Annotated in this window: 21 protein-coding genes; 16 read left to right on the top strand and 5 right to left on the bottom strand. The window is 38.7% G+C overall.

All coding sequences use genetic code 11. The features are described 5' to 3' along the window. Positions 1 to 4: 4 nt before the first annotated feature. From H9565_RS05155 to H9565_RS05140, 4 genes are all read right to left on the bottom strand, one after another. The gene (locus H9565_RS05155) at positions 5 to 1,630 is read right to left on the bottom strand and encodes an arylsulfatase (RefSeq protein WP_215438114.1); all 1,626 of its coding nucleotides are present in this window, start codon (positions 1,628 to 1,630) and stop codon (positions 5 to 7) included. A 147-nt stretch (positions 1,631 to 1,777) separates the two neighbouring features. Beyond that, the gene (locus H9565_RS05150; RefSeq protein WP_215438113.1) at positions 1,778 to 4,660 is read right to left on the bottom strand and encodes a TonB-dependent receptor; all 2,883 of its coding nucleotides are present in this window, start codon (positions 4,658 to 4,660) and stop codon (positions 1,778 to 1,780) included. A 290-nt stretch (positions 4,661 to 4,950) separates the two neighbouring features. Continuing rightward, entirely contained in the window at positions 4,951 to 5,799 is an 849-nt protein-coding gene (locus H9565_RS05145) for a helix-turn-helix domain-containing protein (RefSeq protein WP_215438112.1), read from the bottom strand. A gap of 84 nt (positions 5,800 to 5,883) precedes the next feature. Beyond that, positions 5,884 to 6,642: a cyclase family protein gene (locus H9565_RS05140; protein ID WP_144803340.1), complete on the bottom strand. Its 759-nt coding sequence runs from the start codon at positions 6,640 to 6,642 to the stop codon at positions 5,884 to 5,886. Between the two features lie 218 nt (positions 6,643 to 6,860). On the opposite strand from H9565_RS05140, the gene H9565_RS05135 reads away from it, so the two are divergent. From H9565_RS05135 to H9565_RS05105, 7 genes are all read left to right on the top strand, one after another. Beyond that, positions 6,861 to 7,922, top strand: coding sequence for an aromatic ring-hydroxylating dioxygenase subunit alpha (locus tag H9565_RS05135; RefSeq protein ID WP_215438111.1), 1,062 nt, complete (start codon positions 6,861 to 6,863; stop codon positions 7,920 to 7,922). Next, on the top strand, positions 7,922 to 8,899 hold the full coding sequence (locus tag H9565_RS05130; RefSeq protein ID WP_215438110.1) for a PDR/VanB family oxidoreductase: 978 nt from the start codon (positions 7,922 to 7,924) through the stop codon (positions 8,897 to 8,899). The genes H9565_RS05135 and H9565_RS05130 overlap by 1 nt, the downstream gene beginning before the upstream one ends. 24 nt (positions 8,900 to 8,923) lie before the next feature. Further along, complete coding sequence (locus tag H9565_RS05125) at positions 8,924 to 10,222, top strand: MFS transporter (protein WP_215438109.1); 1,299 nt, start codon at positions 8,924 to 8,926, stop codon at positions 10,220 to 10,222. Between the two features lie 41 nt (positions 10,223 to 10,263). Further along, complete coding sequence (locus H9565_RS05120; protein ID WP_215438108.1) at positions 10,264 to 10,857, top strand: protein-methionine-sulfoxide reductase heme-binding subunit MsrQ; 594 nt, start codon at positions 10,264 to 10,266, stop codon at positions 10,855 to 10,857. 416 nt (positions 10,858 to 11,273) lie between these two features. Then, positions 11,274 to 11,723 carry a hypothetical protein gene (locus tag H9565_RS05115; RefSeq protein ID WP_215438107.1) on the top strand — a complete coding sequence of 150 codons (450 nt, stop codon included), beginning with the start codon at positions 11,274 to 11,276 and terminating at the stop codon, positions 11,721 to 11,723. A gap of 217 nt (positions 11,724 to 11,940) precedes the next feature. Continuing rightward, positions 11,941 to 12,324, top strand: a complete 384-nt coding sequence (locus H9565_RS05110; protein ID WP_215438106.1) for a hypothetical protein — start codon at positions 11,941 to 11,943, stop codon at positions 12,322 to 12,324. After that, a complete protein-coding gene (locus H9565_RS05105) occupies positions 12,317 to 13,456 on the top strand; it encodes a DUF6575 domain-containing protein (protein ID WP_317195428.1) in 1,140 nt (379 codons plus the stop codon). The genes H9565_RS05110 and H9565_RS05105 overlap by 8 nt, the downstream gene beginning before the upstream one ends. 228 nt (positions 13,457 to 13,684) lie before the next feature. Here the strand turns inward: H9565_RS05105 and H9565_RS05100 are convergent, their stop codons facing one another. Next, positions 13,685 to 14,554, bottom strand: a complete 870-nt coding sequence (locus H9565_RS05100; RefSeq protein ID WP_215438104.1) for a helix-turn-helix domain-containing protein — start codon at positions 14,552 to 14,554, stop codon at positions 13,685 to 13,687. A 203-nt stretch (positions 14,555 to 14,757) separates the two neighbouring features. On the opposite strand from H9565_RS05100, the gene pcaH reads away from it, so the two are divergent. Genes pcaH through H9565_RS05055 form a run of 9 tightly spaced genes read left to right on the top strand, consistent with a single transcriptional unit; the run spans position 14,758 to position 26,202 of the window. Next, positions 14,758 to 15,465 (top strand): protocatechuate 3,4-dioxygenase subunit beta, encoded by a 708-nt coding sequence (gene pcaH, locus H9565_RS05095; RefSeq protein ID WP_215438103.1) that lies wholly within the window; start codon positions 14,758 to 14,760, stop codon positions 15,463 to 15,465. A gap of 6 nt (positions 15,466 to 15,471) precedes the next feature. Further along, entirely contained in the window at positions 15,472 to 16,014 is a 543-nt protein-coding gene (pcaG, locus tag H9565_RS05090) for a protocatechuate 3,4-dioxygenase subunit alpha (RefSeq protein ID WP_215438102.1), read from the top strand. Between the two features lie 13 nt (positions 16,015 to 16,027). Beyond that, positions 16,028 to 17,338, top strand: a complete 1,311-nt coding sequence (pcaB, locus tag H9565_RS05085; protein ID WP_215438101.1) for a 3-carboxy-cis,cis-muconate cycloisomerase — start codon at positions 16,028 to 16,030, stop codon at positions 17,336 to 17,338. 4 nt (positions 17,339 to 17,342) lie between these two features. Beyond that, complete coding sequence (gene pcaDC, locus H9565_RS05080; RefSeq protein WP_215438100.1) at positions 17,343 to 18,473, top strand: bifunctional 3-oxoadipate enol-lactonase/4-carboxymuconolactone decarboxylase PcaDC; 1,131 nt, start codon at positions 17,343 to 17,345, stop codon at positions 18,471 to 18,473. 4 nt (positions 18,474 to 18,477) lie between these two features. Next, positions 18,478 to 19,671, top strand: a complete 1,194-nt coding sequence (locus H9565_RS05075) for a 4-hydroxybenzoate 3-monooxygenase (protein ID WP_215438099.1) — start codon at positions 18,478 to 18,480, stop codon at positions 19,669 to 19,671. A 6-nt stretch (positions 19,672 to 19,677) separates the two neighbouring features. Then, a complete protein-coding gene (locus H9565_RS05070) occupies positions 19,678 to 21,024 on the top strand; it encodes a 3-oxoacid CoA-transferase (protein WP_215438098.1) in 1,347 nt (448 codons plus the stop codon). 4 nt (positions 21,025 to 21,028) lie between these two features. After that, the gene (pcaF, locus tag H9565_RS05065) at positions 21,029 to 22,240 is read left to right on the top strand and encodes a 3-oxoadipyl-CoA thiolase (RefSeq protein WP_215438097.1); all 1,212 of its coding nucleotides are present in this window, start codon (positions 21,029 to 21,031) and stop codon (positions 22,238 to 22,240) included. Between the two features lie 40 nt (positions 22,241 to 22,280). Next, positions 22,281 to 23,900, top strand: a complete 1,620-nt coding sequence (locus H9565_RS05060) for a carboxylesterase/lipase family protein (RefSeq protein WP_246560301.1) — start codon at positions 22,281 to 22,283, stop codon at positions 23,898 to 23,900. Between the two features lie 4 nt (positions 23,901 to 23,904). Then, complete coding sequence (locus H9565_RS05055; RefSeq protein WP_215438096.1) at positions 23,905 to 26,202, top strand: glycoside hydrolase family 3 protein; 2,298 nt, start codon at positions 23,905 to 23,907, stop codon at positions 26,200 to 26,202. The last annotated feature ends 87 nt before the right edge of the window (positions 26,203 to 26,289 follow it).

Genomic DNA, 26,289 nt, shown 5'->3' with positions numbered 1-26,289 from the left:
TTATTTAGTGTGGAGATTTTCTAAACTGTGTTTTTTTACCTAGCTCATCTGACCATTCGATAACTCCATTTGCATTTGCCCAAACGTTATAAATCGAATCCATTTTAGCAATGATTTCTGGCTGGGAAGCAGCGATATCATTAGATTCGGTTCTATCGGTAGAAAGGTCATACAGTTCCCACTCTTTTTGGTACTGATGAACACCCTTTAAATCGCCCAACCAAACGGCACGGTCACCAAACCATTCAAAACAAATGGGTTGTTCCCTGTTCCAATCTTCACCTTGTAATAAGGGCAGGAAACTTTCACCGGCAAGGGCGTTCGCTTTAGTGCCATTATAGGTTTCAGGGTATTCAATACTGGCGATATCCAATAATGTGGGCATTATATCTACCACGTGGCTTCCCCCTTTCATTACCTTTCCCGCTTCTTTTTGATTTGGATAGCGTATGATAAACGGTGTTGCTAGGCCCCCTTCATAAGGAGATGATTTATAACTTCTTAATGGACTGTTAGACACCTGGGCCCATTTTTTGGAATACGATTGCATTGAACCAGCAGTACCCACAGTGCCTTCATTTCGTTTAACCGTAAAAGGCATTTTGCCAACATCCATATTTTCAGCGCCATTATCAGATAGAAAAATAACTACCGTATTATCCAATTGATCAGTGGTACCTAAATAATTCAGTAGTTTTCCTATATTTTGGTCCAAATTGTCTACCATAGCGGCATAGACTTCCATTTTAAGTGTCCATTCGCTTTTTTCTTCTTCAGTTAAACTATCCCAAGGTGGTAATAATTTATCTTTAAAGAGATTCCAGTCTTCATCAGCAAGTCCTAGTTTTTTGATGTTCTCAAAACGGAGTTTACGTAGTTCATCCCAACCAGCGTCATATTTTCCTTTATACTTGGCAATATCTTCTGGTTTTGCATGTAATGGCCAATGCGGAGAATTATAGGCCATATAAAGTAGAAATGGTTTTTCTGCTGGATTGTTCTTTACAAAATCGATAGCTCTTGTAGTTAGTTCATCCGTTAGGTAAAAATCTTCCTTTTCTATAGTATAAACCTCATTACCTTCATACAAGAATGCTGTTGAAGGTGGACCTTTTAGCAAAGGCTTAGTATCAAAATAACTGGCGCCACCATCCAAAAACCCAAAGAAATTATCAAAACCACGCTGTAGTGGCCAATGTGGTCTCTCATTACCTACGTGCCATTTACCGGCCATATAGGTGGAATAACCACCTGCCTTAAATACTTCACCCAGGGTCAGCGATTCTTTATTAATATAACCTTCATAACCTTTTACCCCAAAATCTTCATTAAAGAAGCCCATACCTGCTTTGTGCGGATATTGCCCAGTAAGCAAACTGGTGCGTGAAGGAGCGCAGATGGTATTGGTGTAAAAACGCGTTAACCGTGTTCCTTCAGACGCAAGACGATCAAGGCTTGGCGTATTTATTTCTGATCCATAATTTCCCAAATCAGAAAAGCCCATATCATCTGCCAAAATCAAAACTATGTTCGGTTTTTTTTCTGGCTGGGTAGCCTCTGCTTTATTTGTAGCGGCGTCTTTACAGCTAAGACAGAAAAGGGTAAAAACTCCTAAAATCAGTATTCTCATAAAACAATTTTTTAAAATTATAAAACGCTCATTTTCAGCTCGTAAAATATCAAATTGGGGTTTGTCTTTTGAAAGAAACTAAGGATATAGAATTTGAAATTCAATATCCTTAGCGTAAAACACTTATTCAATAAACAAAAACAAAAATTAGAATCTATAAGTGGCAGTTAAGAAATAAGCTCTTGGCATGCTACCCTGTGTTGAGAAAGTTGCATTGGGATTGTTGGCAATATAATCAGGACCAAAACCATCTCTGTTCAGAGCCTGTGGAAAACCACCTGGCCCTTGCCATCCTAAAATTCCGTATTTGTCTAACACATTATTTATATTTAGTTGTAGACCGAATTTTTTAGAAAAATCATAACCAAATGCCAAATCAACGTTACCAAATGCAGGTAGGGTAAAGGCATTAAGTACATTTGCTTGTCTATCACCCATATAGCTATAGTTTAATGATCCGTAGAACTTTTCACCATTGTAAATAGGGTTGATGTTAAATATAAGGTTAGCACTGTTATCAGCTTCATTACCAGAGTAATCTACAATTGTATCATCACCAGCTCCATCTTCACCTTCTGCCCAAGCTGTATATTTATCAGCTTTTGCATTTTGCACTACTGCATTTGCCCTTACCAACCACTTATCGGTAATATTATAGGTTCCTTCCAATTCAAAGCCCAAAGTAGTATACTCGTTGAACTGATAAGTAGGAGAATAGTTAGTACGACTCTCAGTTGAAAAAGTTTGAATGTTTGGTACATTTTTCAGGTTACTATAAAATGGCGTCGCCACTAGTTTTAATTTATCAGTGTTCACTTTATACCCTATTTCAAATTGGGTTATTTCTTCTAAAAGAGATTCACTCTGATTTAATGTATTTACTAAATCATCATTGTTTAAATCTAAATAAAAGGAGGTTGATGGCGCCTTGTTACCACGCGCAAACCTTGCATAAATAGCGCGTTGTTCACTAAACTTATAATTTAGACCTGCCGTATAAGAAAAGCTGTTTAAATCATAATCGTAATTTATTGGAGGGCCTGCTGTACCCCCTCCATTATCCCAAAGCGTAAGCGGGTTTCCATCACGACCACCAAAAGATGGGTCGTTTTGTCTAGGGTTTCCAATTGCAATAGAATTAAATCCTTCCGAAGATATATTCTCATATCTAAGTCCGTAATCGAATGTAAGTTTTGGTGTAATTTTCCAATTATGTCCAAAGAAAAGTGCAAACACACCCTGAGTAGTTTCTCCATCATCAGAACCTGTCCACCCTACATTCATAAAACCTTCAGGACTTGTAACTTCATACGTATTTCCGTCATTGGCGTCTAAAGTAATCTGAGCTGGCACTGGGCGATCTTGGATAAGCCCACCACTAAGACCCATACCTTTGCTGTAATTTGTAATATCTAATTTTGAGCGGCTATAAAAGCTACCTAAGTTAAAACTACTTTTTTCTGTTTTTTTAGTAAGAATTAATTGATTGGCAATTTCATTTCTGTCAATATCCGTATAGAATAATGGCATAAACATTAATGAATTGGGCTGTATATTAGATCCAGGAAAATTATTATTTGCTCCTGGTGTAAACAGTACAGGTGGCCCGGGCACTGCATTTGGCCCAACGTTAGGAGTCAATGTTACAGTACCAAATTCTTGTCCTGTAGTTGGATCTGCAAATCGGTATGTTCCGGTACGATGTGGTGCCGGCCCAGCAAATAATCCCGGTATTGCATAGAATGGAATGGATGTAGTGCTAATAGGGGTTACTACGGCCGTAGCATTTCTTTCATCATCCTTTCTAGAATATTTAAAATCATTTTTTAAAGAAAAGCCATTCCCCAAATCTTGCACCCAGTTAAAACCAATAGAACGATCTATATTGTGCAGCAAATCTGTAGAATTAATAGTTCTAGAGCCTTCGTCGTTAAACGGTACTTCCAATGAGAAGTCATATAGCGCATAAGAATCGTACTTAGAAAAACCATTTGCTATTTGTGGGTCTTCCCAGTTTGTAGAAGGTATGAAAGCCATTCTGTCATTCTTATCATTCAAATATTTTAAGTTTACTCTAAAAGAACCTGTATTGTATTTTTTTACAATATTAGCTCTAATTTGACCACCCTTATTAATTGGATAGCCACGGTCTCTTGCTCCATCTGATTTACGGTAAAATCCACCAATATTGTATGTCCAACCATTACTTAAAGGGCCACCTACATTAAAATCAGCTCTGTAATATGGGTTTTGGCCATTGCCTTCAAGACCATATTTAGCCCTTACTTCGCCTGCAAATTCATTTCCTCCTGTTTTAGAAACGTAATTAAAAATACCACCTGGAGCATTAGCGCCTAAAATAGATGCGGTACCACCTCTAACAGCTTCAACACGAGACGTCATAGCATCAGCTCTTAAAAATAAATCAGGATATAACTCAACATTTGTAACAGGTAACCCATCTTCTTGCAAAGAAACATAGCGGTAACCATTTAAATTATCAATTGAGTTTGCAGAAAGCCCCCTTGAATAAACGGAGTTCCAAATTTCTCCTCTTGCTTGGTTTACAAAAACACCTGGTATGTTCTTCAATAAATCTGCAGAACTTGTAGGTGCCACTCTTGCCAATTGTTTAGCTCCAATAGTTGTAATTGCCACAGATGCATCCATACGACTTCGTGCATCAAAAACACCGGTAACAATAACATCATCTAATTGCGTAGCATCTTCTGCTAGCGAGACGGATAAAGGTTGTGATTGTGGAACGGAAACAGCAATTTTCTTTCTTGTAAAACCAACATAAGAAATTATTACTTGGTAATCTCCACTATCTAGACCGCTAAGTCTAAATTTCCCATCAAAATCTGTCATGGTTCCATTCTTTGTTCCTTCTATTAAAATAGAAGCACCAGGTAGTACAGCACCAGATTCATCTTTTACTTGACCAGTAATTTCGCCTGTTTGAGCTTGGGCAAAACCAATCATTAAGAATCCGAAGCAAGTTAAGAGTAGCCGAACGTTATTTTTCATTTGAGTTAGTTTAAGTTGGATAAAAAATGATATTTATCATTTTAATATTTAAATTTTATTAATATATCAAAAATGATGTCTCCAAATTTCCAATATAATAACGGTAATTGTGAATCAAAAAAAGAACTATACTATTCAAAATCAATTCTTTTTGATGTTTTTTTAATTTAGGGTTTGATTAAACACAATCCAAATAGATATAATTTTTCTACAAAATCATTTAGCAGAATCAATACCGGAAAGTGGCAAAATTTAAAATGGGAATAAAGGGCAATTTAAAATGGAATACACTAGTTGGTTTGTGCGTATTCTTTTGGTGAAAGTCCGGTTTGTTTTTTAAAAAAACGCGCAAAATTACTTGGGGTCTGATTACAAAGTTTCACGGCGATTTCCGAGATGTTAAGTTCAGAATGTTTGATCAAAGTTTTTGCTTCTAAGATGAGCATTTCTTTAAGAAGATCCTGTGCGGTTTTATCAATTGCGGTTTTAACACATTTATTAAGGTAGTTTGGTGTAACGTTCAACAAATCTGCATAGTCGGTTATATTTTGATAATCATAAATATGTTTTGCAAGGGCATGTTTGTACCGTTTTGTAATTTCAAAATTAGATTTTCTATTTTTGGTTCTTACCTCTGGCATTTCAGATTTCAGTTCTTCAAAAATGGTCATAAGGTATAAGGAAATTAAGTTTTTACTAGAACTCTCTCCTCTATATATAGTAAATAATCGCTCTAAAATAGTGGCAATAATTTCCTGTGTTCTTGTATTTAATTGGACTATAGGATTAGACTGGTATTGAAAAAACACAAAGCGTTCGGTCAAAATTCCTTTTGGGAATATATCAAGGATACGTTCATGAAAATGGCAGTAAAAACCTTGGGCATCTTCACTGATCATATCATGCTCCGTAATTTGGTATGCGGGTAAAAAGAAAATAGCAGGAGCCTTAATTTCATAACTATTTAAACCCTTACTTCTTCTAGAGGTTCCTTTGGTTAAAAAAAAGAAATCGTGAAAAGTTTTACGATGCGGTAGTACATGAAAACGTTTCTTGTCACTTATATCATCAATCCTATTGATATGGAAATCATCATGTCTTGTGTTGGATATTATGGGCAACCAATCAATAGAATGCATATGAAAATTAGATATTTCATATGAACTTAACGTTGGTATGTTCTTTTCGTTTCCCATGAATACTAAACAAATAAATACTACAGATTACTCTTCTAAAATAGCAACAGCTCTGGTCCATCCTGCGCTGGCCTTTTCAATTTTTGCTGGAAAACACGCCACTTTAAATCCAAAAGGGGGAAGTTTGTCCAAGTTAGCCAATTTTTCTATTTGGCAGTATTCTTTTTCAATACCCACGTAGTGTGCTTGCCAAATGATCCCTGGTCTAGGATTTGATCTGTAATCCTTAGCTTGTAGGTGTAGAGGAATGTCCCAACTCCATCCATCTGTACCCATAACCTTAATGCCTTGGTCTATTAGCCAATGGGTTGCTTTTGCAGAAGCACCAACATGCCTGCTGGTAAAATCTTCTTCATGTAAATGTTTGGAAGCATCACAACGAATTAGAACAATATCGTAAGGTTTTAAGGTGTATTTAATGGCGGCTAATTTCTCTTTTAAATCGTTTGGTTCAAACATATAACCGGCGGGCTTATCCGTAAAGTCCAACACAACTCCATCTCTAAAAAACCAATCCAGGGGCATTTCATCAATTGTTCTTGATGGTTCGCCATTACAGGTTGGGTAATAATGGTAGGGAGCATCAACATGAGTCCCCGCATGACTATTTACCGTTAAAAATTCTCCGGCAGGGCCATTTCCATCTGGGAATACATTACCTAAACCGTCGAATAAAATCTTACCCATGGTTTTGGCCCCTTCTTTGTGGTCTTCATAATTAATGGCGGTAGGGAAAGGCTCTTTTACTTTGTCTGAAATGGTTACGGATAAGTCAATTATTTTCATATTCTATTGGTAATAATACATTTTTAGTATGGGCTTTATAAATAAATCCTATTTTTTGCAGGATACTTTTGTAAAGTTGATAAAAAGAATTAATAAAATTGAATCATTTGTACGCTAAATATATTCAATATCAATCCTTTATTGTGAAATTTATTAAAAATGTGTCAAATTGTATTCTAAATCATAAGGTTTAGCAGATAATCCTATAAAATAACATCATGTCTACACATACTTTTACCATGAACGAATCTTTCCCCATGAACGCTTGGTATGCGGTTGCTTGGGATGTGGAACTGAAGCATAAATTATTGCCTCGCACTATTTGTAACAAGCCTTTGGTGTTATATCGAAAAAAAGATGGAACGCCAATAGCTTTGGAGGATGCTTGCTGGCATAGACTATTGCCCTTGTCCAAAGGTAGTTTAAGGGATGATACGGTTGTTTGTGGCTATCATGGGCTTGAGTATAATAGTGATGGGCGTTGTTCGTATATGCCATCGCAAGAAACCATAAACCCATCTGCCTGTGTTCGCTCCTATCCTGTAATTCAGAAATATCGTTTTATTTGGGTATGGATGGGCAACCCGGCATTGGCCGATGAATCAAAAATTCCGGATATGCATTGGAACGATGATCCGGACTGGGCAGGTGACGGACAAATGATCAAAGTGCACTGTAATTACAGGTTGGTGGTTGATAATTTGATGGACCTTACCCACGAAACCTTTGTACATTCAGAAACTATTGGTGACCGTAATGTGGCAGAAGCACCCTTTGATGTACACTACGATGAGAAAACGGCGACCGTTACGCGATGGATGAAAGATATACAGCCACCACCATTTTGGAAAGGGCAATTGAACAAAGTATTTGACCATGATGGTACCGTAGATCGTTGGCAGATCATAAAATTTGAAGCTCCCTGTACCGTAAATATAGATGTCGGCGTAGCCCTAGCAAATACAGGCGCTCAAGAAGGTGATAGGTCAAAAGGGGTCAATGGCTACGTATTAAATACCATAACACCATCTACGAACCAGACCTGTCTTTATTTCTGGGCCTTTAGCAGAAATTATAACTTAAAGGACCAAAGCAATACCACAGAACTTAAAAATGGGGTCGCCCATATTTTTTCTCAGGATGAGGATATTTTAGAGGCCCAACAAAAGGCAATCAACGAAAACCCGGATCGTGAATTTTATAATTTGAACATAGATGCCGGGGCCATGTGGGCAAGAAGAATTACTGATAATATGGTCGCAAAAGAAAAGAAGGACTAATGAGATATAGGAATACTTGGGAAGATGCCGTGGTGGGTAAAATGGAAAAAGTTGCAGATAATGTAATGCAAATTCAAATTATCCCTGCAGGTGACACAGCGGCCTTTACAGTGGGATCACATTTAGATATTGCTGTTTTGATCAATGACTTGCCAGAAATCAGGAGTTACTCTTTGGTTGGGCGGTACGGTTCAAATAAACCCTATACCATAGCGGTAAAACGTTTGCCCGCAAGCCGTGGCGGGTCCAAATATATGTGGGGATTAAAAGAAGGTAGCAAATTGCGCATTTCACAGCCCACCAATCACTTTGAACTTAGTTTTAATACTTCAAATTATCTACTTATAGCAGGCGGTATTGGAATTACGCCCATTCTAGGGATGGCAGAAGAGTTGATAGCAAAAACTGACAAGAATGTACGCATGTTATATTTGGGCAGGTCTGCCCAAGAAATGCCTTATATAGAAGTATTACAAAAGGTATTGGGGCAACGTTTAACAGTACATTATAGTGATATTGATGGTTTTTTTGATACGTCAAAGATTTTAAAATCTTGCGATATTGAAACGCAAGTATACCTATGCGGACCCATTGGTTTAATGAATGCAGTTCGAAAGACGTGGGAAAATGGACCGTTAAATAATCAAAATTTACGGTTCGAGACTTTTGGGGCTTCGGGTTTGTTTGCTCCCCAGGCATACACTGTTAAATTACCAAGGTTTAATAGAGAAGTACAGGTAAATGAAAATCAAACCTTATTGTCAGCTTTACTTGATGCAAAAATAGATGTCATGTATGATTGCAAAAAAGGAGAATGCGGATTATGTCAAGTAGATATTCTTGAATATTCTGGCGATATTGATCATCGCGATTTCTTTTTCAGCGAAGAAGAAAAAGGTGAAAATAAAAAAATGTGTGCCTGTGTAAGCAGGGTTGCCAATGGTAATATTACCATAGACACTGCTTATAGGGGATAGTTACAACGTCTAATACCAAATAAAATGTCTAAACCAATTGCACTGCAGTTAGATGAGCGTGCCATCTCTACCATGCAATACGCTACCATATTCGTTTGTTTTTTAATGAACATTTTAGATGGTATGGATGTGCTGGTCATTTCATATTGCGCCCCTGCAATCGCTAAATCGTGGGCTGTTGGTCCCGAGGCTTTGGGTGTCGTATTTAGCGCCGGTCTTGCAGGTATGGCATTGGGTGCATTATTGCTGGCGCCATATGCGGATAAGATTGGTCGAAAAAAAATGATTTTAATAAGTGCCTTTTTAATGGGTACAAGTATATTTTTAACAGGTTACACAGAAACAGTACCGCAATTAATTTTTCTACGTTTTATTAGTGGCTTAGGCATTGGTAGTATGCTCGCCAGTACCGCATCTTTAACGGCCGAATACACACCAAATAAATCTAAAGATTTTTGGGTAAGTTTTGTTATAGCTGGTTATCCTGTTGGGGCAGTTTTGGCTGGGTATCTAGCAGCGTCTGTTGTGCCATCTAGCGGATGGCAAATGATGTTTAAATTAGCAGGCTTGGCTTCATTTATTACTATTCCGTTAATTTTTATATTCCTTTCGGAATCCATTGAATATTATGTAAGAAGGCAACCAAAGCATGCACTTGTGAAGGTTAATCGTCTTTTAACTAAATTAAAAATACCTGAAATTTCTACCTTACCAGAAAAACCGGCTAAATCGTTGGGTATTCCTGTAAATCAATTGCTTTCTAAAAAATACAAACGATCTACTATTCAGTTATGGGTAGCCTTATTTTTTGCCTTCGGATGTTTGTATTTTCTCGTCAGTTGGATTCCAAAACTGGCTACGAATGCGGGCTTGTCTATGGAACTGGCCATTTACTCGGGTACGGTTTTTAATGTAGGTGCATTTTTCGGTATTGTCATACAAGGGTATATTTCATCTAAAATGGGACTTAAAAAAACCATTGCCCTGTTCTTGGGAATAACAGCTGTTTTAATGGCAATGTTCAGTGTATTTGTGGGTTCAGATTTTATACTGATAGTCTTTGGACTACTAGGTTTTACCCTACAAGGTGGTTTTGTTGGGCTGTATGCCGTGGCTGCCCGTATGTATCCCACAGAATTTAGAACTACAGGTCTGGGCTGGGCCATTGGTGCAGGTAGACTGGGAGGTGTATTGGGTCCTGCACTTGGCGGTGTACTCGTAGGTATGGGGCTTTCGATGTCCGCCAATTTTATGATTTTTGCCGTTCCTGCGCTTTTGGCAGGGGTGGTTACCTATTTTATTTCATCAAAGGAAATTTCTTAGAAAAACAGAGCATAAACAAGTATTGCTCAAAGCGATCAACAATGAACAATTTAAAATCACTTCTTACAGGAAAATATATGCTTTGGCTTCTATTGGCCATACCGGGCGTTATGATGACCTTAGATTACGCAAAAGGACAATTTAAGTATGAAGATATCATGCATATTACCGGAGAATTTGCTGCTCGTATGTTGATTATAAGTCTTATTGCAACGCCAATACGTTTAATGTTCCCTAAAACGAAAGTAGCGCAATGGTTATTAAGAAATAGACGCTTTTTTGGTGTTGCGGCATTTGCCTATACCTTACTCCATACCATTTTTTATGTGCTGGAATTTCCAATTTCTAAAATAGTAAACGAATCAATAGAGCTATCAATATTAACGGGGTGGATTGCCTTTTTCGTGTTTATTCCTTTAGCTATGACGAGTACCAATGCAGCAGTCAAACGAATGGGGCGCAATTGGAAAAAGTTACAACAATGGGTGTATCTGGCTGCTATTATGGCTTTCGCTCATTGGGCACTTCTTGGGCTACAAGGAGAAGAAGGTAGTATGGCCGGAGCTTTGGCCCATTTTGTACCTGTAATGCTTTTACAGCTGTACCGGGTTTATAAGCAGAAGTTTTCAAAGTAATCAGCAAGCTTTTTAGGTTTCTGTCTTTGTTGAATTATGCTTTAATTTTCATTCTAAAATCTGTAAAATTGAACTTCCCAATTTTGCTAGCCAAGGGGATTACTCTTATCCTTGAATTAAAACTCCAGTGACTGGTAGACCCAATGACTGAATACGCTCTTTGCTGTATTGCATTTATACTGCCCTAAATACCAATTCCGGAACAATAGTTTTAGCGTTAGTAAACCTACAACAACAGCAATCATTTCTTTACATAATTTTAGTACCCTTTTTATGCGCTAGGTTTCAATGCAGAAAACAACAATATGTAAATCGTATCGTTACTTTTTAATAGCGGTAGGTAACCAAAAGTGCTAACATAGGGTTATAACACTATGTGGCATATATTGAGAAAACTAAAAAAGAACAGGTGTAATATGGTAACGAAGAGCGTAGTATCCAATTTTAAGCATATCATGAGCGGAAAAATGTATTTCTTCTTTAAAAAAAGTGTGTGGAGCTACCTTTTGGCAACCCTAATGATTGCGGTTGTGGTGCCTGTAAAGCAGTATAATTTCATCACCTCTTTTCTGATCTATTTTTTTGGTTTACTGCTGATCGTATTTCCAATAATGATCATGGCCGCCAGGGTTCAGGGTAAAAAAATGGAATTTGATGCGGAGGTAACATTTGCTGAAGAAAAGATAACAATTAGGCATAGGAATAAAGACTTGGTAGAAACCAAGGATTGGAATTGGATCAAGAAAATAAGTGCTACAAAAGATAGGTTTGTGTTGGTGGTAAACCAACGACAGCAATTTGTAATTTCTTTAGCTAAAGAAGAGCTAACACAAGCTGAAATAGCGTTTTTTGAACGAAAAAAATAAACAACTCCTAACTACCCTATAGAATCCATCAACCATCAACCATCAACCAAACTTTACGCTTTCCCGTAATTTAGTACCATTAAGTTTATTTACCTTTCCATTGAATACTAAAGCATACCTCCGTCTACCGCTTTAGAATTTAGAATTACCTGTAGTGTGGTTTATGTATGATTACATATATCCGTACGTTGTAAAACATAGAAAAACTAACACCTTAATGAGTTGGATTGAAGATTTACCTGAAAAATGTCCACCAAACGAAGCTTTCGTACCGGACAAATTTAAAGTTTTTAGACTTGCAACAACTGAGAGTACAGATGAAATAAACTTTCAATCTCAAAGAGCGTTAAAACCAAATGCAAGATTTAAAGGGGTTGATGAATGCGTTGCTCGCTCAACATCTGTTTTCGATGAAATTAATAAGTGCATAAATATGTCAAAACTTCCGTTATATAAGAATAAATGGAAGGCTGTTTTGGAACTTGAACTTAATCAAAAAGATGGTTTAGTATTAAAAACATTTAAAGACCCTAATCATTATTCTTGGTGGAGAAGCACTAATTTTGAAACAAACAATGTAATAATTAAGACAATTGAATAGAGTCTTAAACATATCGCAAATTCTGGTCTACTATGACTTTCCGCATATTTTCATTGCGAATGACGTTGTAGGGACTGACTACCTATGTATGTTGGCAACATATGAAGACGATGAAGCTAATTTTATTGCGGTGCAAATCTCTAAGAATAAGCTAATAGGTTTCCTCAATGGCAGTTTAGATTTGAGAGATATATTCGAAAGTCCAGAAATTAAACAATGGTTCACTTTTAATACGATTGAGGATAATGTTATTGCTAATGCTCTTGATATAGATGTTTTACCAAATGAATATCTTCCAGAACCAGGTTTCAATTTTAAAAATCATGAAAAATCGGACGATATAATCGTAAATGAATCAATTGAATATTCTAATGCCGTTGTTCATTTGGCAATATCAGATGAAGAAGACAATTACAGTATAGAGGCAGATGATTTGGGAGATATCATGAAACTTTATCAAATAATCTTAGAAAATACTTATAAGAAAGAACTTTTCAATCGAAAAGTAAAAGATAAAAAATCATACTACTTACCAAAGAATTATAAGTTAAGAGCATTTGCTTCTTCGCATAGCTCATTTAATGTTCATCTATATTCGACTTCACACACGGACTTATTTGGTAATGCAATCATCGAAATGGGACTTGAAAAGTTGAGTAAGATAATATCTGACTTTGATAATGAAGATAGTTATCTAGAAATATTGCGTAGTGTCAAAGGTCATTCAGTAAGTACTTTAAAAAAACTAGTAAAGAAAATAATTGATGATAATCTCGTAATTAAACATAAATGGTATTCACCAAACCAAGAAAAAGTTCACTTTACAAGAATAAATTCTGTCAATGCAAAAAAGATTTATGACGTACTGAATTCATCTGAAGAACTCGCTGAAGAAACAAAAGAATTTATCGGTTATTTAGTTCAAATTGATGTCGACAAAGGAACTTGGAGAATTTTTAACCTTGAAGATGAAAAGGAATATAGCGGAGATAGTAATCCAGAATTATTGCAAGGTCTTACAGTTGAAACTGTAAATTATAAGTTAGTGTGTACAGAAATAATTGAAGCAATGAAAGTATCTCAAAACGAAAAAGTGAAGTATATTCTAAATGAAATCACAGAGTTGAAATAATACATTTTACAACAAAACCTATAAACAATACGGGCTTCGAACTTAAACGAAAAGTCTGTGTAAATTTATAAAGTCGCAAAATCTTTTGGATTTTGCTCAGGATAGGAAAAAAAATAAATCAAAAAGATTATTCCACGTGTCAAACTTTGTATTTAGCTTAAAATTTAGTGCTTGTTAACGTCTACTTTGTATACGGGAAAACGTATAATAACAACCACCAACCAAAACTCATCCCTTCCTAAACTCCCCAGGTGCTACGCCCACCCGCTTTTTAAACAAGCGGCTAAAATAGGCAGGGTCGTTAAAATTTAAGAAGTAGGCTACTTCGGCAATGGAGTAGGAAGTATTTAATAGGTATTTTTTGGCCTCGATCATGGTGAAATCTTGTACCACTTTAAGGGCAGATTTTCCGGTTACGGTATGGCAAACACGGTTAAGATGGGTTTGGGTAATGCCCAAGGCATCGGCAAATTTCTTTATGCTCAGCAGATTTTGTGCATGTAGTCGTATCAATTCTTGAAATTGCTGATAATACGCCAAGTTTTTATTGTTGGAAAGTAGGGCATCTGCCGTATTCCTGAATTTTTCACGAAAGAGCGCTAGGTACACCAATTCAAAATACCTTCTTAAAGCTAAAAGTTTTTCTGGAGCATCATCAAAGATTTCGGTTTGAATTTTGTCTTTAAGGTACCGCACATCAGAAAAAGTAGTGGTGTTCTCTAAAAAGGAAAAACAGTTCAATTGGTTGCTCTGCTTTTTAATACCGGCTTTATCCTGTAAAAGAGTGTCATAAAAAGATACGGAGAGGGTAATGACCTCCCCAACAATAAAAGGCTCAAAATGAAACCCATGTAAGACGTTGGCAGGTACCGTAACCACGCAGGGGGCAGCAAGTTCAATACGGTTACCTTCAGAAAGTAAAACACCGCTACCTACTTCTATGACAAACAACTGCACCAAATCTGTATGAATATGCTCGGCAATCTCCCACTCATAAATTTTACTGCGATCCTCTAAGGGTTCAATATGTATAAAGTCGGTCACCAAAGGCTGTTGATGCTCGCCGTACAATCCCTTATAACGTAGTAAATCGTTCATTATGTTTATTTATAACTGATGTTATTATGTTTTAAATATAGTATAAAGTAATGTATTACAGTATTTTAATTAAATATATTATCTTATTTAAACATTTTACAGTATTGATAATGTTTATTTTGTCCTACTATTATTCAAAATTGTCCTAAGGATTAAAAATTACTTGTACTAGCTTTGGAAGACAGTAGTTTAATACATTGAACATGAGCATTACAACGGACTCCAAATTTGATATCGAAGTACAACCGCCCTATCTAGACGAAGCCTATAAATCGACTATTTTAAGAGCGCCATTGCAACCCTTGGTCGTCCCTAAAAAGAAGGACATTACCTTATCAGGTCCGCTTTTTAAAGATTTTAAATTAGGGGCTTTAGACCATGATCTTACCAAGAATTCAGTAAAAGACGGAGAACCTATTGGTGAGCGTATTGTGGTGCATGGCAAAGTCACCAATGAACATGGGCACCCTTTACCACATACGTTAATTGAGTTGTGGCAGGCAAATTCTGCTGGGCGCTATGTACATAAGGTAGATCAACATGACGCACCCTTGGACCCTAATTTTTTAGGTACGGGACGTTGTATGACAGATGCACATGGCTATTATAAATTCTACACCATAAAACCGGGTGCTTACCCTTGGGGAAACCACCCCAATGCATGGCGACCGAATCATATACATTTTTCGTTGTTCGGGGGTGATATTGCCAGTAGGTTGATTACCCAAATGTACTTTCCTGGCGATCCGCTCTTTGAGCATGACCCTATTTTTAAGGCTGTTCCCCTAAAAGGCAGGGAATTGTTGGTGTCAGCTTTTGACCTATCGGTTACCGAGGCCAATTTTGCACTGGGCTATCGGTTCGATATTGTTTTACGCGGAAAAAATGCAACCCCATTTGAAAATTTGTAAACAAGTATGAAGACATCAGCAGTTAAAAAACAGACTCCTTCACAAACTATAGGGCCTTATTTTGCCTACGGGTTAACGCCACAACAGTATGGCTATGATTTTGATAGTTGGGTAGACCATGATATGGTTAAAGGGTTAAATAATGTGGAAACCATTACCATAACGGGTACCGTTTACGATGGTAATGCACAGCCCGTAGATGATGCCATGATAGAACTTTGGCAGGATGATGGAGTGCATAAATTGTTTGGACGCTACGGCTCGGGTACGGATGAAGGAAATACATTTACCTTTAAAACAATAAAACCAAAATCGGTTAATGGTCAGGCACCATTTATTCATGTAATACTATTTATGCGTGGTCAATTATTGCATTCATATACACGTATTTATTTTGCCGATGAACAGCAACTTAATGAAACCGATGCTAATTTAAATGCTGTTGACGCCGATAGAAAGCACACGTTGATTGCGGAGAAGAAAGGCGATTCCTATGTATTCAATATTCACATGCAGGGCCCCAATGAAACCGTTTTTTTTAAAATTTAATACATAGCAGTACATGTCGCTCTACACTGAGACTTTTTACGCCAAAGAACTCACTGAACTTTTTTCCGATCGTGAGTCCGTCACCAAACTTTTAAACGTAGAAGCTGCCTTGGCACAGGCACAAGCTGAGGTAGGGTTGATCCCATCAACGGCATCAAAAATAATATCAGAATGTTGTGTGGTAGATGCTATTGATATTAATGCTTTAAAATCTGATATTGTTTTAGGGGGTAATGTTGCCATTCCTTTAGTAAAGCAATTAACAAAGGCCATTAAAAATCGTGATTTTGAGGCCTCTAAGTATGTGCATTTAGGAGCTACCAGTCAAGATATTATAGACACTGCAACGATACTAACGATCAAGGAATACGTTGTTTGGTTAGAGGGCAAATTAGAAGTTTTACAGCATGCATTGGTACAACTCACCAAAGACCATGTGCACACGATTATGATGGGTAGAACCTTGTTGCAGCAAGCAAAACCCATGACGTTCGGTCTAAAATCTGCCGGATGGCTAGAAGGTATTTCGCGCACTGGAACAAGATTGAACGAACTAAAAAGTCGTTTGTTTTGCATTCAGTTGGGTGGTGCCGTAGGTACTGGTAATGCCAATATCACAACCGAGGTTCAAATGGCCTTCGCAAAAAACCTTGACTTGAATACATCTTTTCCATGGCAGTCACAGCGAGGTTCCTTAGCAGAATTTGCTTCTTTTTTAGGGGTTCTGTCAGGTTCTTTGGGTAAAATAGCAAAGGATATTTCCTTACTCATGCAAACAGAAGTTGGGGAGGTTTTTGAAGGTGCCGAAGAAGGCAAAGGTGGTTCCAGTACCATGCCACATAAACGCAATCCTGTTGGATGCACGCTTATTTTGAGCAACGCCACCCGCACACCCGGTTTAGTGGCTACAATGCTTACCGCTATGCCCCAAGAACATGAACGTTCTGCCGGATTATGGCATGCGGAATGGGAAACATTAACGCAACTCATGAATTTAACTGGTGGTTCTTTAGAAAAGTCCGTCGATTTAATAACGAATCTAGAAGTTAATAAAGACCGGATGCTCCAGAATATAGAGATTACGAACGGACTCATTTATGCCGAAAAGGTGTCATTGTATCTATCAAAATCCTTAGGAAAAATGCAAGCCCACGAATCGGTAAAAAAGGCGTGTACCTTGGCTTTGCAACAACAAAAGCATTTAAAGGAGGTAGTTCAAGAAATGCACCCACAAATAGAATCTATAGAAGATTTGTTCAAACCTGAAAATGCCATAGGCAATAGTGTGGTCTGGACAGAAAATATATTAAAAAAGTATTCATAAGGTTATGAAAACAAACTATAAATTACAGGGAACACCCAACAGTCCCGTACTGATGTTCTCCAATTCTTTAGGGGCAGATTTAACCATGTGGGATGAATTGGTGCCGTATTTACTACCTTATTTTAGGGTTTTACAATATGATACTAGGGGGCATGGGCAAAGCGAACTTACGGATGGACCATACACAATAGAACAATTGGGCCACGATGTAATTGACCTTTTGGATACATTAAAAATAGATAAAGTGTATTTCTGCGGCTTGTCCATGGGCGGGTTGATCGGTCAGTACTTGGGCATCAACCATCCAGACCGTTTGCACAAACTCATTATCAGTAATACAGATGCTAAGATTGGTACTGTAGAACGATGGAACGACCGTATTGAAACCATCAATGAACAAGGCATGCAAGCTATCGTAGATGCCACAATGGAAAAATGGTTTACCGAAAGCTATCACCAAACGCATCCATCCCGCGTAGCGGAAATGAAAAAAATATTCTTGGCGAACAGAACAGAAGGATATACCGCCTGTTGTGCTGCAATTGGCAATGCCGATTTTAGGGCGGATATTAAACAAATTCAGCCAGAGACTTTAATCATTACAGGTGATGAAGATGCCGTTACCAATGTGGCCCAAGCCGAAAACATGCAAAAAGAAATAGCAGGTGCTAAGCTAAAAGTATTTCATGCCAGACATCTGCCAAGCACAGAATTACCATCATATTACGCTGAAACGCTTATCAATTTTATAGTCGGCGAAGATACTTTTGATAGAGGTATGCATGTACGTAGAACGGTTTTAGGTGATGCCCATGTAGATAGGGCCAACGGAAACAAGAATGAATTCAATACCGATTTTCAAGAATTTATTTCGCATTACGCATGGGGAGAAATTTGGACCCGACCGGGTTTGCCCAAACACAGCAGAAGCCTTATAACCCTTGCCATGTTGATACCGCTCAATAAGAAAGCGGAGTTTAAAATGCATGTAAAAGCGGCATTCAACAATGGTGTAACCATAGATGAAATAAAAGAAGTGATTCTACAATCAGGAATTTATTGTGGTTTACCCGCAGCCAACGATGCCATGCATTCGGCAGAAGAAGTATTTACAGATTTAGGAATAGAATACTAACCGGATGATAAATATCAAAACACAAGTAGGAATTATAGGTGCCGGACCTTCTGGGATGGTCTTGGCAAATTGGTTGAAAAAACACGATATAGATGCCGAAGTCATAGAACTGCGTTCACGGGAGTATGTTGAAGGTAGGGTTCGTGCCGGTTTGGTAGAACAGAACACCAAAGATATTTTGAAGGAATTGGGTCTTGATGCCAGAATGAAAAAAGAAGGCATTGTTCATGATGGCGTATACCTTAGTTTTGATGAGGAACGTGTTCATATCCCTTTTGGCGAATTGACCGGCGGCAGAACCATAACTATTTACGGTCAACAGGAAATTACCAAAGACCTTACGGATGCCTGGTTGCAAGAGGGCGGAGAACTGCACTTTGAAACCAGGGCGACCAAAATAGTAGATTTTGATACGAAGCGTCCCAAAATACATTTTGAAAAAGACGGCGAAGAAGGAATTCTAGAATGCGATTTTGTGGCAGCCTGTGATGGTTTTCATGGCATAGGAAGAAAGGCCTTGCCAAAGAAAAGTTTCCAGTCCTATGATATTACCTATCCGTTCAGCTGGTTGGGCATATTGGCAAATGTAGCACCTTCAACAGATGAGTTAATATATGCATACCACGAGAATGGTTTTGCATTACATAGTTTACGTTCAGAGACCGTAAGTAGATTATATGTTCAGGTAGACAATGATGAATCGGTAGATAATTGGTCAGACGACCGTATTTGGAGCGAACTTTCCCAACGTCTTGCGGCCCCTGGTTTTGACTTGGAAGAAGGTCCTATTTTTGAAAAAGGAATAACGCCAATGCGCAGCCATATGATTGATAGTTTACGAAGTGGGAGATTATTATTGGCTGGCGATGCGGCTCATATCGTTCCACCAACAGGGGGTAAAGGAATGAATTTGGCCATTGCCGATGTAAAACATATGGTTGACGCCTTTGTGGCCTATTATAAAACGAATTCTGAAACGTTACTCGACACCTATACCAATGATGTCCTTCGTAGAATATGGAGAGCGCAGGACTTCTCTAATTTTATGACCAAATTATTTCACAAACAAGACGCTCATGGGTCATTTACCTATCGCTTACAAAAAGCAAAATTTGATTATCTAAAAGTATCTAGAGCATATAAAACCACCATAGCAGAGAACTATGTAGGGCTACCGTTTGAATCGTTTAAAAATTAAATTCCAATGAAAACAGTTCCAATAATAAGTGCTGAAAAAGCAGCAAGTTTAGTAAAAGATGGCGACATCATTTTAGGGGGTGGCTTTGGTATGACGGGTAATCCCGTGAATATCATTCATGAATTGGCAAAGACCAAAACCAAAGATTTAACCTTTATCGCCAACAATGTTGGAGAGCCCAATATGGGCGGTGGTCGCTTGTTGAACAATGGACAATTAAAGAAAATGATCGGCTCTTTTTTTACTTCGAATAGAGAAGCCGTTTTAGCGGCACAAGAAGGTCGTGTGGAATATGAATTATTGCCTCAAGGAACTTTGGCAGAAGCCATACGGGCAGGTGGTGCAGGTATTGGCGGATTTTATACGCCCACATCAGCAGGAACCTTGATTGCTGAAGGACGGGAAACCAAAATGCTTAATGGAAAAGAGCAAGTTTTTATAGAAGGTATTCGAGGAAATGTAGCCATCATAAGAGCTTGGAAAGCAGATACGGCAGGAAATCTGCAATACCGCATGACGGAACAAAATTTCAATAGAGCAATGGCAACAGCTGCTGATATTGTAATTGCCGAAGTGCAAGAAATTGTTCCTAATGGGGAAATTGACCCTAATGAGATTCATACTCCAGGTTGTTTTGTGGACTATTTGGTGGAGCGAAAACTAACAGAAGAAGATTTGGGTTCATCAGCATCGGTAGGTTCGTCAAAAGTAATTGATGAAAAACGGATGAATATGGCCAAACGTGCGTTTGCGGAATTAGAAAAAGGCGATGTGGTGAATCTTGGAATTGGCATCCCAACTTTAGTAGCCGATTTGATAAAACCAGAAGACGGCATCATTCTACATACCGAAAACGGAATGCTAGGTGTAGGCCCCGAACCAAAAGATGGTGGCGGCGCAATGTACTATCCTGTAAATGCGGGTAAAGTACCCGTTACGGCGTTGCCTGGAAGCAGTTATTTTGATAGTGCCGATAGTTTTGCCATGATTCGTGGCGGGCATATTGATGTAGCCATTATGGGCGGATTGGAAGTAGATGCGCAAGGAAATCTGGCCAACTGGTCCGTACCTGGAAAACCTTTATTAGGTGTAGGCGGTGCGATGGATTTAGCATCGGGCGCCAAAAAATTAATTATTACATTACGCCATACGGATAGAGACGGCGGTTCAAAAGTAGTTGAAAATTGCACGTTACCCATTACGGATTTTAGCTGTGTAGATATGTTGATTACGGAATTGGCCGTGTTCAAATTTATTGACGGGCAGTTGACCCTTATAGAGATTTTACCAGGTAGCACCTTGGAAGAAGTACGTGAAAAAACCGAAGCCAAATTTGTAGAACAGTTACAGTAGAAAAATGAAAGAAGCATATATAGTTGACGCGATAAGAACCCCAATAGGAAGTTTTAGAGGTGCTTTGGCACAAGTGAGAGCAGATGATTTGGCGGCAATTCCCATCAAGGCCTTACTCGAAAAATATCCGAATCTACCCAAAGATGCGATTGATGATGTTATACTAGGATGCCATAATCAAGCCGGGGAAGACAATAGAAATGTGGCGCGTATGGCGCTACTCTTGGCAGGATTACCCTATACCGTTCCAGGTGAAACGATCAATAGATTATGCTCGTCAGGTATGTCTGCCGTGGTGCAAGCAAATCGTGCTATTAAAGCTGGTGATGGCGATGTATTTATTGCCGGAGGAATGGAACACATGTCTAGAGGACCTTTGGTGATTTCAAAGTCAGCTATAGCGTTTGGCAACGATTCCAAAATGGAAGACTCTAGCTTTGGATGGCGTTTTGTGAATAAAAAGTTACACGAAATGTATGGTACGGATGCCATGGGAATTACCGCAGAGAATCTAGCCGAGATGTTTAGCATAAGCAGGGAAGACCAAGATTTATTCGCGTATAATTCTCAAATGAAAGCCACTAAAGCACAACAAAATGGAATTTTAGGGGAAGAAATTTGTCCGGTTGAAATTCCGCAACGAAAAGGAGACCCCATTATCGTGAGTCAAGATGAATTCATAAGACCGAGTACAACGGTAGAAAAATTAGCCACTTTAAGAACCGTCTTTAAAAAAGATGGAACGGTAACCGCAGGTAATGCATCAGGATTAAATGACGGTGCGGCAGCCATGTTAGTTGTTTCAGAAGATGCCTTGAAAAAATACAATCTCACGCCAAAAGCTAGAATAGTAGCTTCAGCTGTAGTGGGTGTAGAACCAAAAATAATGGGTATTGGTCCTGTCTACGCCACTAGAAAAGTCTTGGCAAAAGCAGGTTTAGAATTAAAGGACATGGATGTACTGGAATTCAACGAAGCTTTTTCGGCTCAAGCGCTAGCCTGTACACGAGAGTTAGGTTTAGCAGATGATGACCCAAGAATAAACCCTAACGGCGGAGCGATTGCTATTGGACATCCATTGGGTATGTCGGGCACACGAATTCTTCAGGCAGCTACGAATCATTTAGTTCGTTCTGGGGGTAGATATGGCTTGGCCACGATGTGTGTAGGAGTGGGCATGGGATATGCCACTATAATCGAAAATGTAAACAGGTAAAAAAATCATAAGAATCAAACAGTTAACAATTATATTGATAATGAAAAAAATAACCATTAGGCTACTAGTTTCAAGTATGTTTTTCTTTGGTGCCTTTTCACAAGCACAATCCGAAATTCAAACGGGTGCAAACATTGCAGTTGCACAAACAAATTCTGGAAAAGTCCGTGGATTTATTCATGATGGAATCTATACCTATAAAGGAATTCCATACGGAACAGCAGAACGATTTGAAAAATCAGTAAAACCAGATGCTTGGGAAGGCGTGAGAAGCTCGACTATGTATGGTCCTGTTGCTCCGTTAGAAGTTCCTACCACAGCAGTTCGAGATGAATCTGAATTTGTTTTTGACCATGATTGGGGTTTTTCTAATGAAGATTGTTTGAACTTGAATGTTTGGACTCCTAGTATTAATGATGGTAAAAAAAGACCAGTCATGTTCTGGATTCATGGTGGAGGATTTACCACCGGTTCAAGTCACGAATTACCGTCCTACGATGGGGAAAACTTAAGTAAAAAAGGTGATGTTGTTGTAGTTTCAATCAATCATCGATTAAACGTTTTAGGTTTCTTGGATTTATCCGCCTATGGTGAAAAGTATAAGAATTCAGCAAACAATAGTATTTTAGATTTAGCTTTATCCTTAGAATGGGTAAGAGACAATATTTCCAATTTCGGTGGTGACCCAAATAACGTAACCATTTTCGGTCAATCGGGTGGTGGTGCTAAAGTGAACACGCTAATGGCCATGCCACGGGCAAAAGGCTTGTTTCATAAGGCAATTAATCAAAGTGGTTCTTTCAGAACTGCCATGTTGGAAAAAGAAGATACCCAAGATATCGCCAAAGAAACGATTTCCATTTTGGGACTGGAAGCAGCTACTATTGACAGTATCCAGAATATTCCTTTCGAGGATTTGGTAGCAGCAAGCGGAAAAGCCCTGAAGATAGTGGCGGAGAAAATGAAAGCTGCAGGAAAACAGGTTATTGGTTTCGGCCTGAACTGGGGGCCGAGCAGAGATGGTGTTGATTTACCATATCAGTTAGGCTCTGAGGAAGCACTGGCAATGTCAAAAGACATTCCATTGTTGCTAGGTACCGCCAAAAACGAATTTGCCCCATTTATGAATATGCGATTTGTTGGAGCTTCAAACGAGGTTATTATGGGGCACATTAAAGAGCAATTCAAAGAGAAAGCGGACGATTATATAAAAGCGGTTAAAAAGGCCTATCCAAATGACACTGCGGCCAAAGATTTAATAGACGTTGATACCATGTTCAGGCCCGGGGCGGTTGCTGAGGCAAATGCAAAGTCTGCACTTAAGGATGGTGCTTCTGTGTATATGTATTTGTTTACATGGCAGTCTCCGGTTTTTGATGGGAAATACAAAGCATTACACTGTATGGAACTTCCATTTATGTTCGATAATATAGCATTGGCAAATCAGATGACCGGAGGTGGAGAAGAAGCACATGTCCTGGCAGCTAAGATGAGCCAATCATGGATAAATTTCGCCAAAACAGGAAATCCCAATCATACGGACTTGCCAGCTTGGCCCGCCTACAATAGCTCAAATACAGCGACAATGCACTTTGACACAAGCTGTGAAGTCAAGCCACAAATGGATAAAGAATTATTCGCTATCGTAAAAAGAAACTAAACAAATGAAAATCAAAAGAACAAAACTAGGATTTACAATAGCGATTGTTAGTGCAATGGCACTAAGCAGTTGTGGCGAAAAGTATACTTCAGTAGTTAAGGACGGAATAACAGTTGTTAGTAATCAAGAAGGCGCAACTTTAGGTCATTCAGCAGATTCTGGTGTCAAGATTATTGCCCAAGACCGTTATGCTTTTAAGGACCTTAACAAAAATGGAACCTTAGATGCATATGAAGATTGGCGTTTACCAGTAAATGAACGTGCTCAAGATTTAGCAAAACAAATGAGCCTTGAAGATATAGCAGGACTGATGCTATACAGCTCGCACCAATCTTTACCAGGAAGAAGCCGTGGTTTTGGCTCATCAACTTACGGCGGAAAATCATTTGCGGAAAGTGGTGCGGTTGCCAGCGACCTATCGGATGAGCAGAAGAAATTTTTGACCGATGACCATCTACGTCACGTATTGATTACTTCGGTAGAGTCTCCTGCAGTTTCGGCCCAATGGAACAATAATGCCCAAGCTTTTGCGGAAGGGCTATATTTAGGAATTCCTGTAAATACCAGTTCAGATCCACGACATGGTAGTGATTCCTACGCTGAATTTAATGCCGGTGCGGGTGGAGACATTTCTATGTGGCCGGGCACCTTAGGTATTGCCGCTTCTTTTGATCCGGCATTAATGAAGCAGTTCGGTGAAATTGCCTCAAAAGAATATAGAGCTTTGGGTATTGCCACCGCATTATCACCTCAAATAGACTTGGCAACGGAACCACGTTGGAGCCGGTTTGATGGCACTATGGGTGAAGACCCTGTCTTGGCTGCAGATTTGGCCAGAGCTTATGTAGATGGCTTCCAATCTACCGATGGTGGTGATTGGGGTATGCAAAGTGTAAACGCGATGGTAAAGCATTGGCCAGGTGGTGGCCCCGAAGAAGGTGGCCGAGACGGTCATTTTGGCTACGGTGCTTACGCCGTATATCCTGGGAAAAATATTAAAGACCATATGAAACCATTTACTGAAGGTGCTTTTAAATTGGACGGCCTCACAAAAATGGCTTCCGCTGTAATGCCGTATTACACCATTTCAACAGGAGAAGGAGAAAACGTAGCTAATGGATATAATAAATATCTAATTACCGATGTCTTACGAGGGGAATATGGTTATGAAGGCGTATTGTGCACAGATTGGGGTATTACAAGAGATATCACCTCTGTATCTAAATTTGAAGGTAAACCTTTTGGTGTTGAAGGCCTTTCAGTTGCGGAACGTCATTATAAAGCTATAGATGCTGGTATGGACCAATTTGGAGGGAATAATGATATGGCTCCAGTTTTGGAAGCCTATAAAATCGGGGTTGCCGAATTGGGCGAAGATGCCATGCGTGCTCGTTTTGAGGAATCAGCTGTTCGTTTGTTAACCAATATTTTTAGAGTAGGACTTTTTGAGAACCCCTATTTGGATGTTGAAGAAACAAAAACAATTGTAGGCAATAGCGAGTTCATGACAGCTGGTTTTGATGCACAATTAAAATCTATCGTTATGCTCAAGAATAGTAACAAGAGCTTACCGATAAAAACAAAGAAAAAAGTTTATGTTCCTCAGCGATACGTTGCGCCAACTACAAATTGGTGGGGTGTGACCACAGAGCCAAAAACCATAGACGCATTTAATATGGAGGTAGTGGCAAAGTATTTCGATATCGTAAACACTCCGGAAAAAGCAGATTTTGCCCTTGTAGGCATTACAAGTCCTGATGGCGGGGTTGGTTATGATGACGCAGACCTAGAAAAAGGCGGTAACGGGTACATTCCTATTAATTTACAGTATAGCCCGTATACAGCTGATACGGCAAGGGAAGTAAGTTTGGCAGGAGGTAGTCCTTTAGAAGACTTTACCAATAGAAGTTATAAAGGAAAATCAGTAGAGACCATTAATACGACCGATATGCAATTGGTAAACGATACAAAAGCAAAAATGGGAGACAAACCTGTAATTGTATCTGTGAAAGTAGCAAAACCAATGGTATTTTCAGAGATAGAAGGTAGTGCTTCTGCTGTATTGGTTCATATGGGTGTACAAGATCAAGCCTTAATGGAAATCATTACGGGTGCTGCAGAACCTTCTGCTTTATTACCTTTTCAAATGCCTGCTGATATGCTTACTGTAGAAGCTCAGTTTGAAGATGTACCGAGGGATATGCAACCCTATACCGATGCTGACGGAAATGCTTACGATTTCGCTTTTGGGTTGAATTGGAACGGGGTAATCGAAGATGCAAGGGTGCAAAAGTATCGATAAAACTAAATCTTAGGGAGGTCACACATTTTAATAATTTCTTTAAGAGAAAAATACAAATCGGTCACTCTAAATTTTAGAGCTCATACT

Origin of the sequence: Zobellia russellii (genome assembly GCF_018728565.1) — a bacterium.
Lineage (GTDB): Bacteria > Bacteroidota > Bacteroidia > Flavobacteriales > Flavobacteriaceae > Zobellia > Zobellia russellii.
This window is presented reverse-complemented; position numbering and strand designations above follow the sequence as displayed.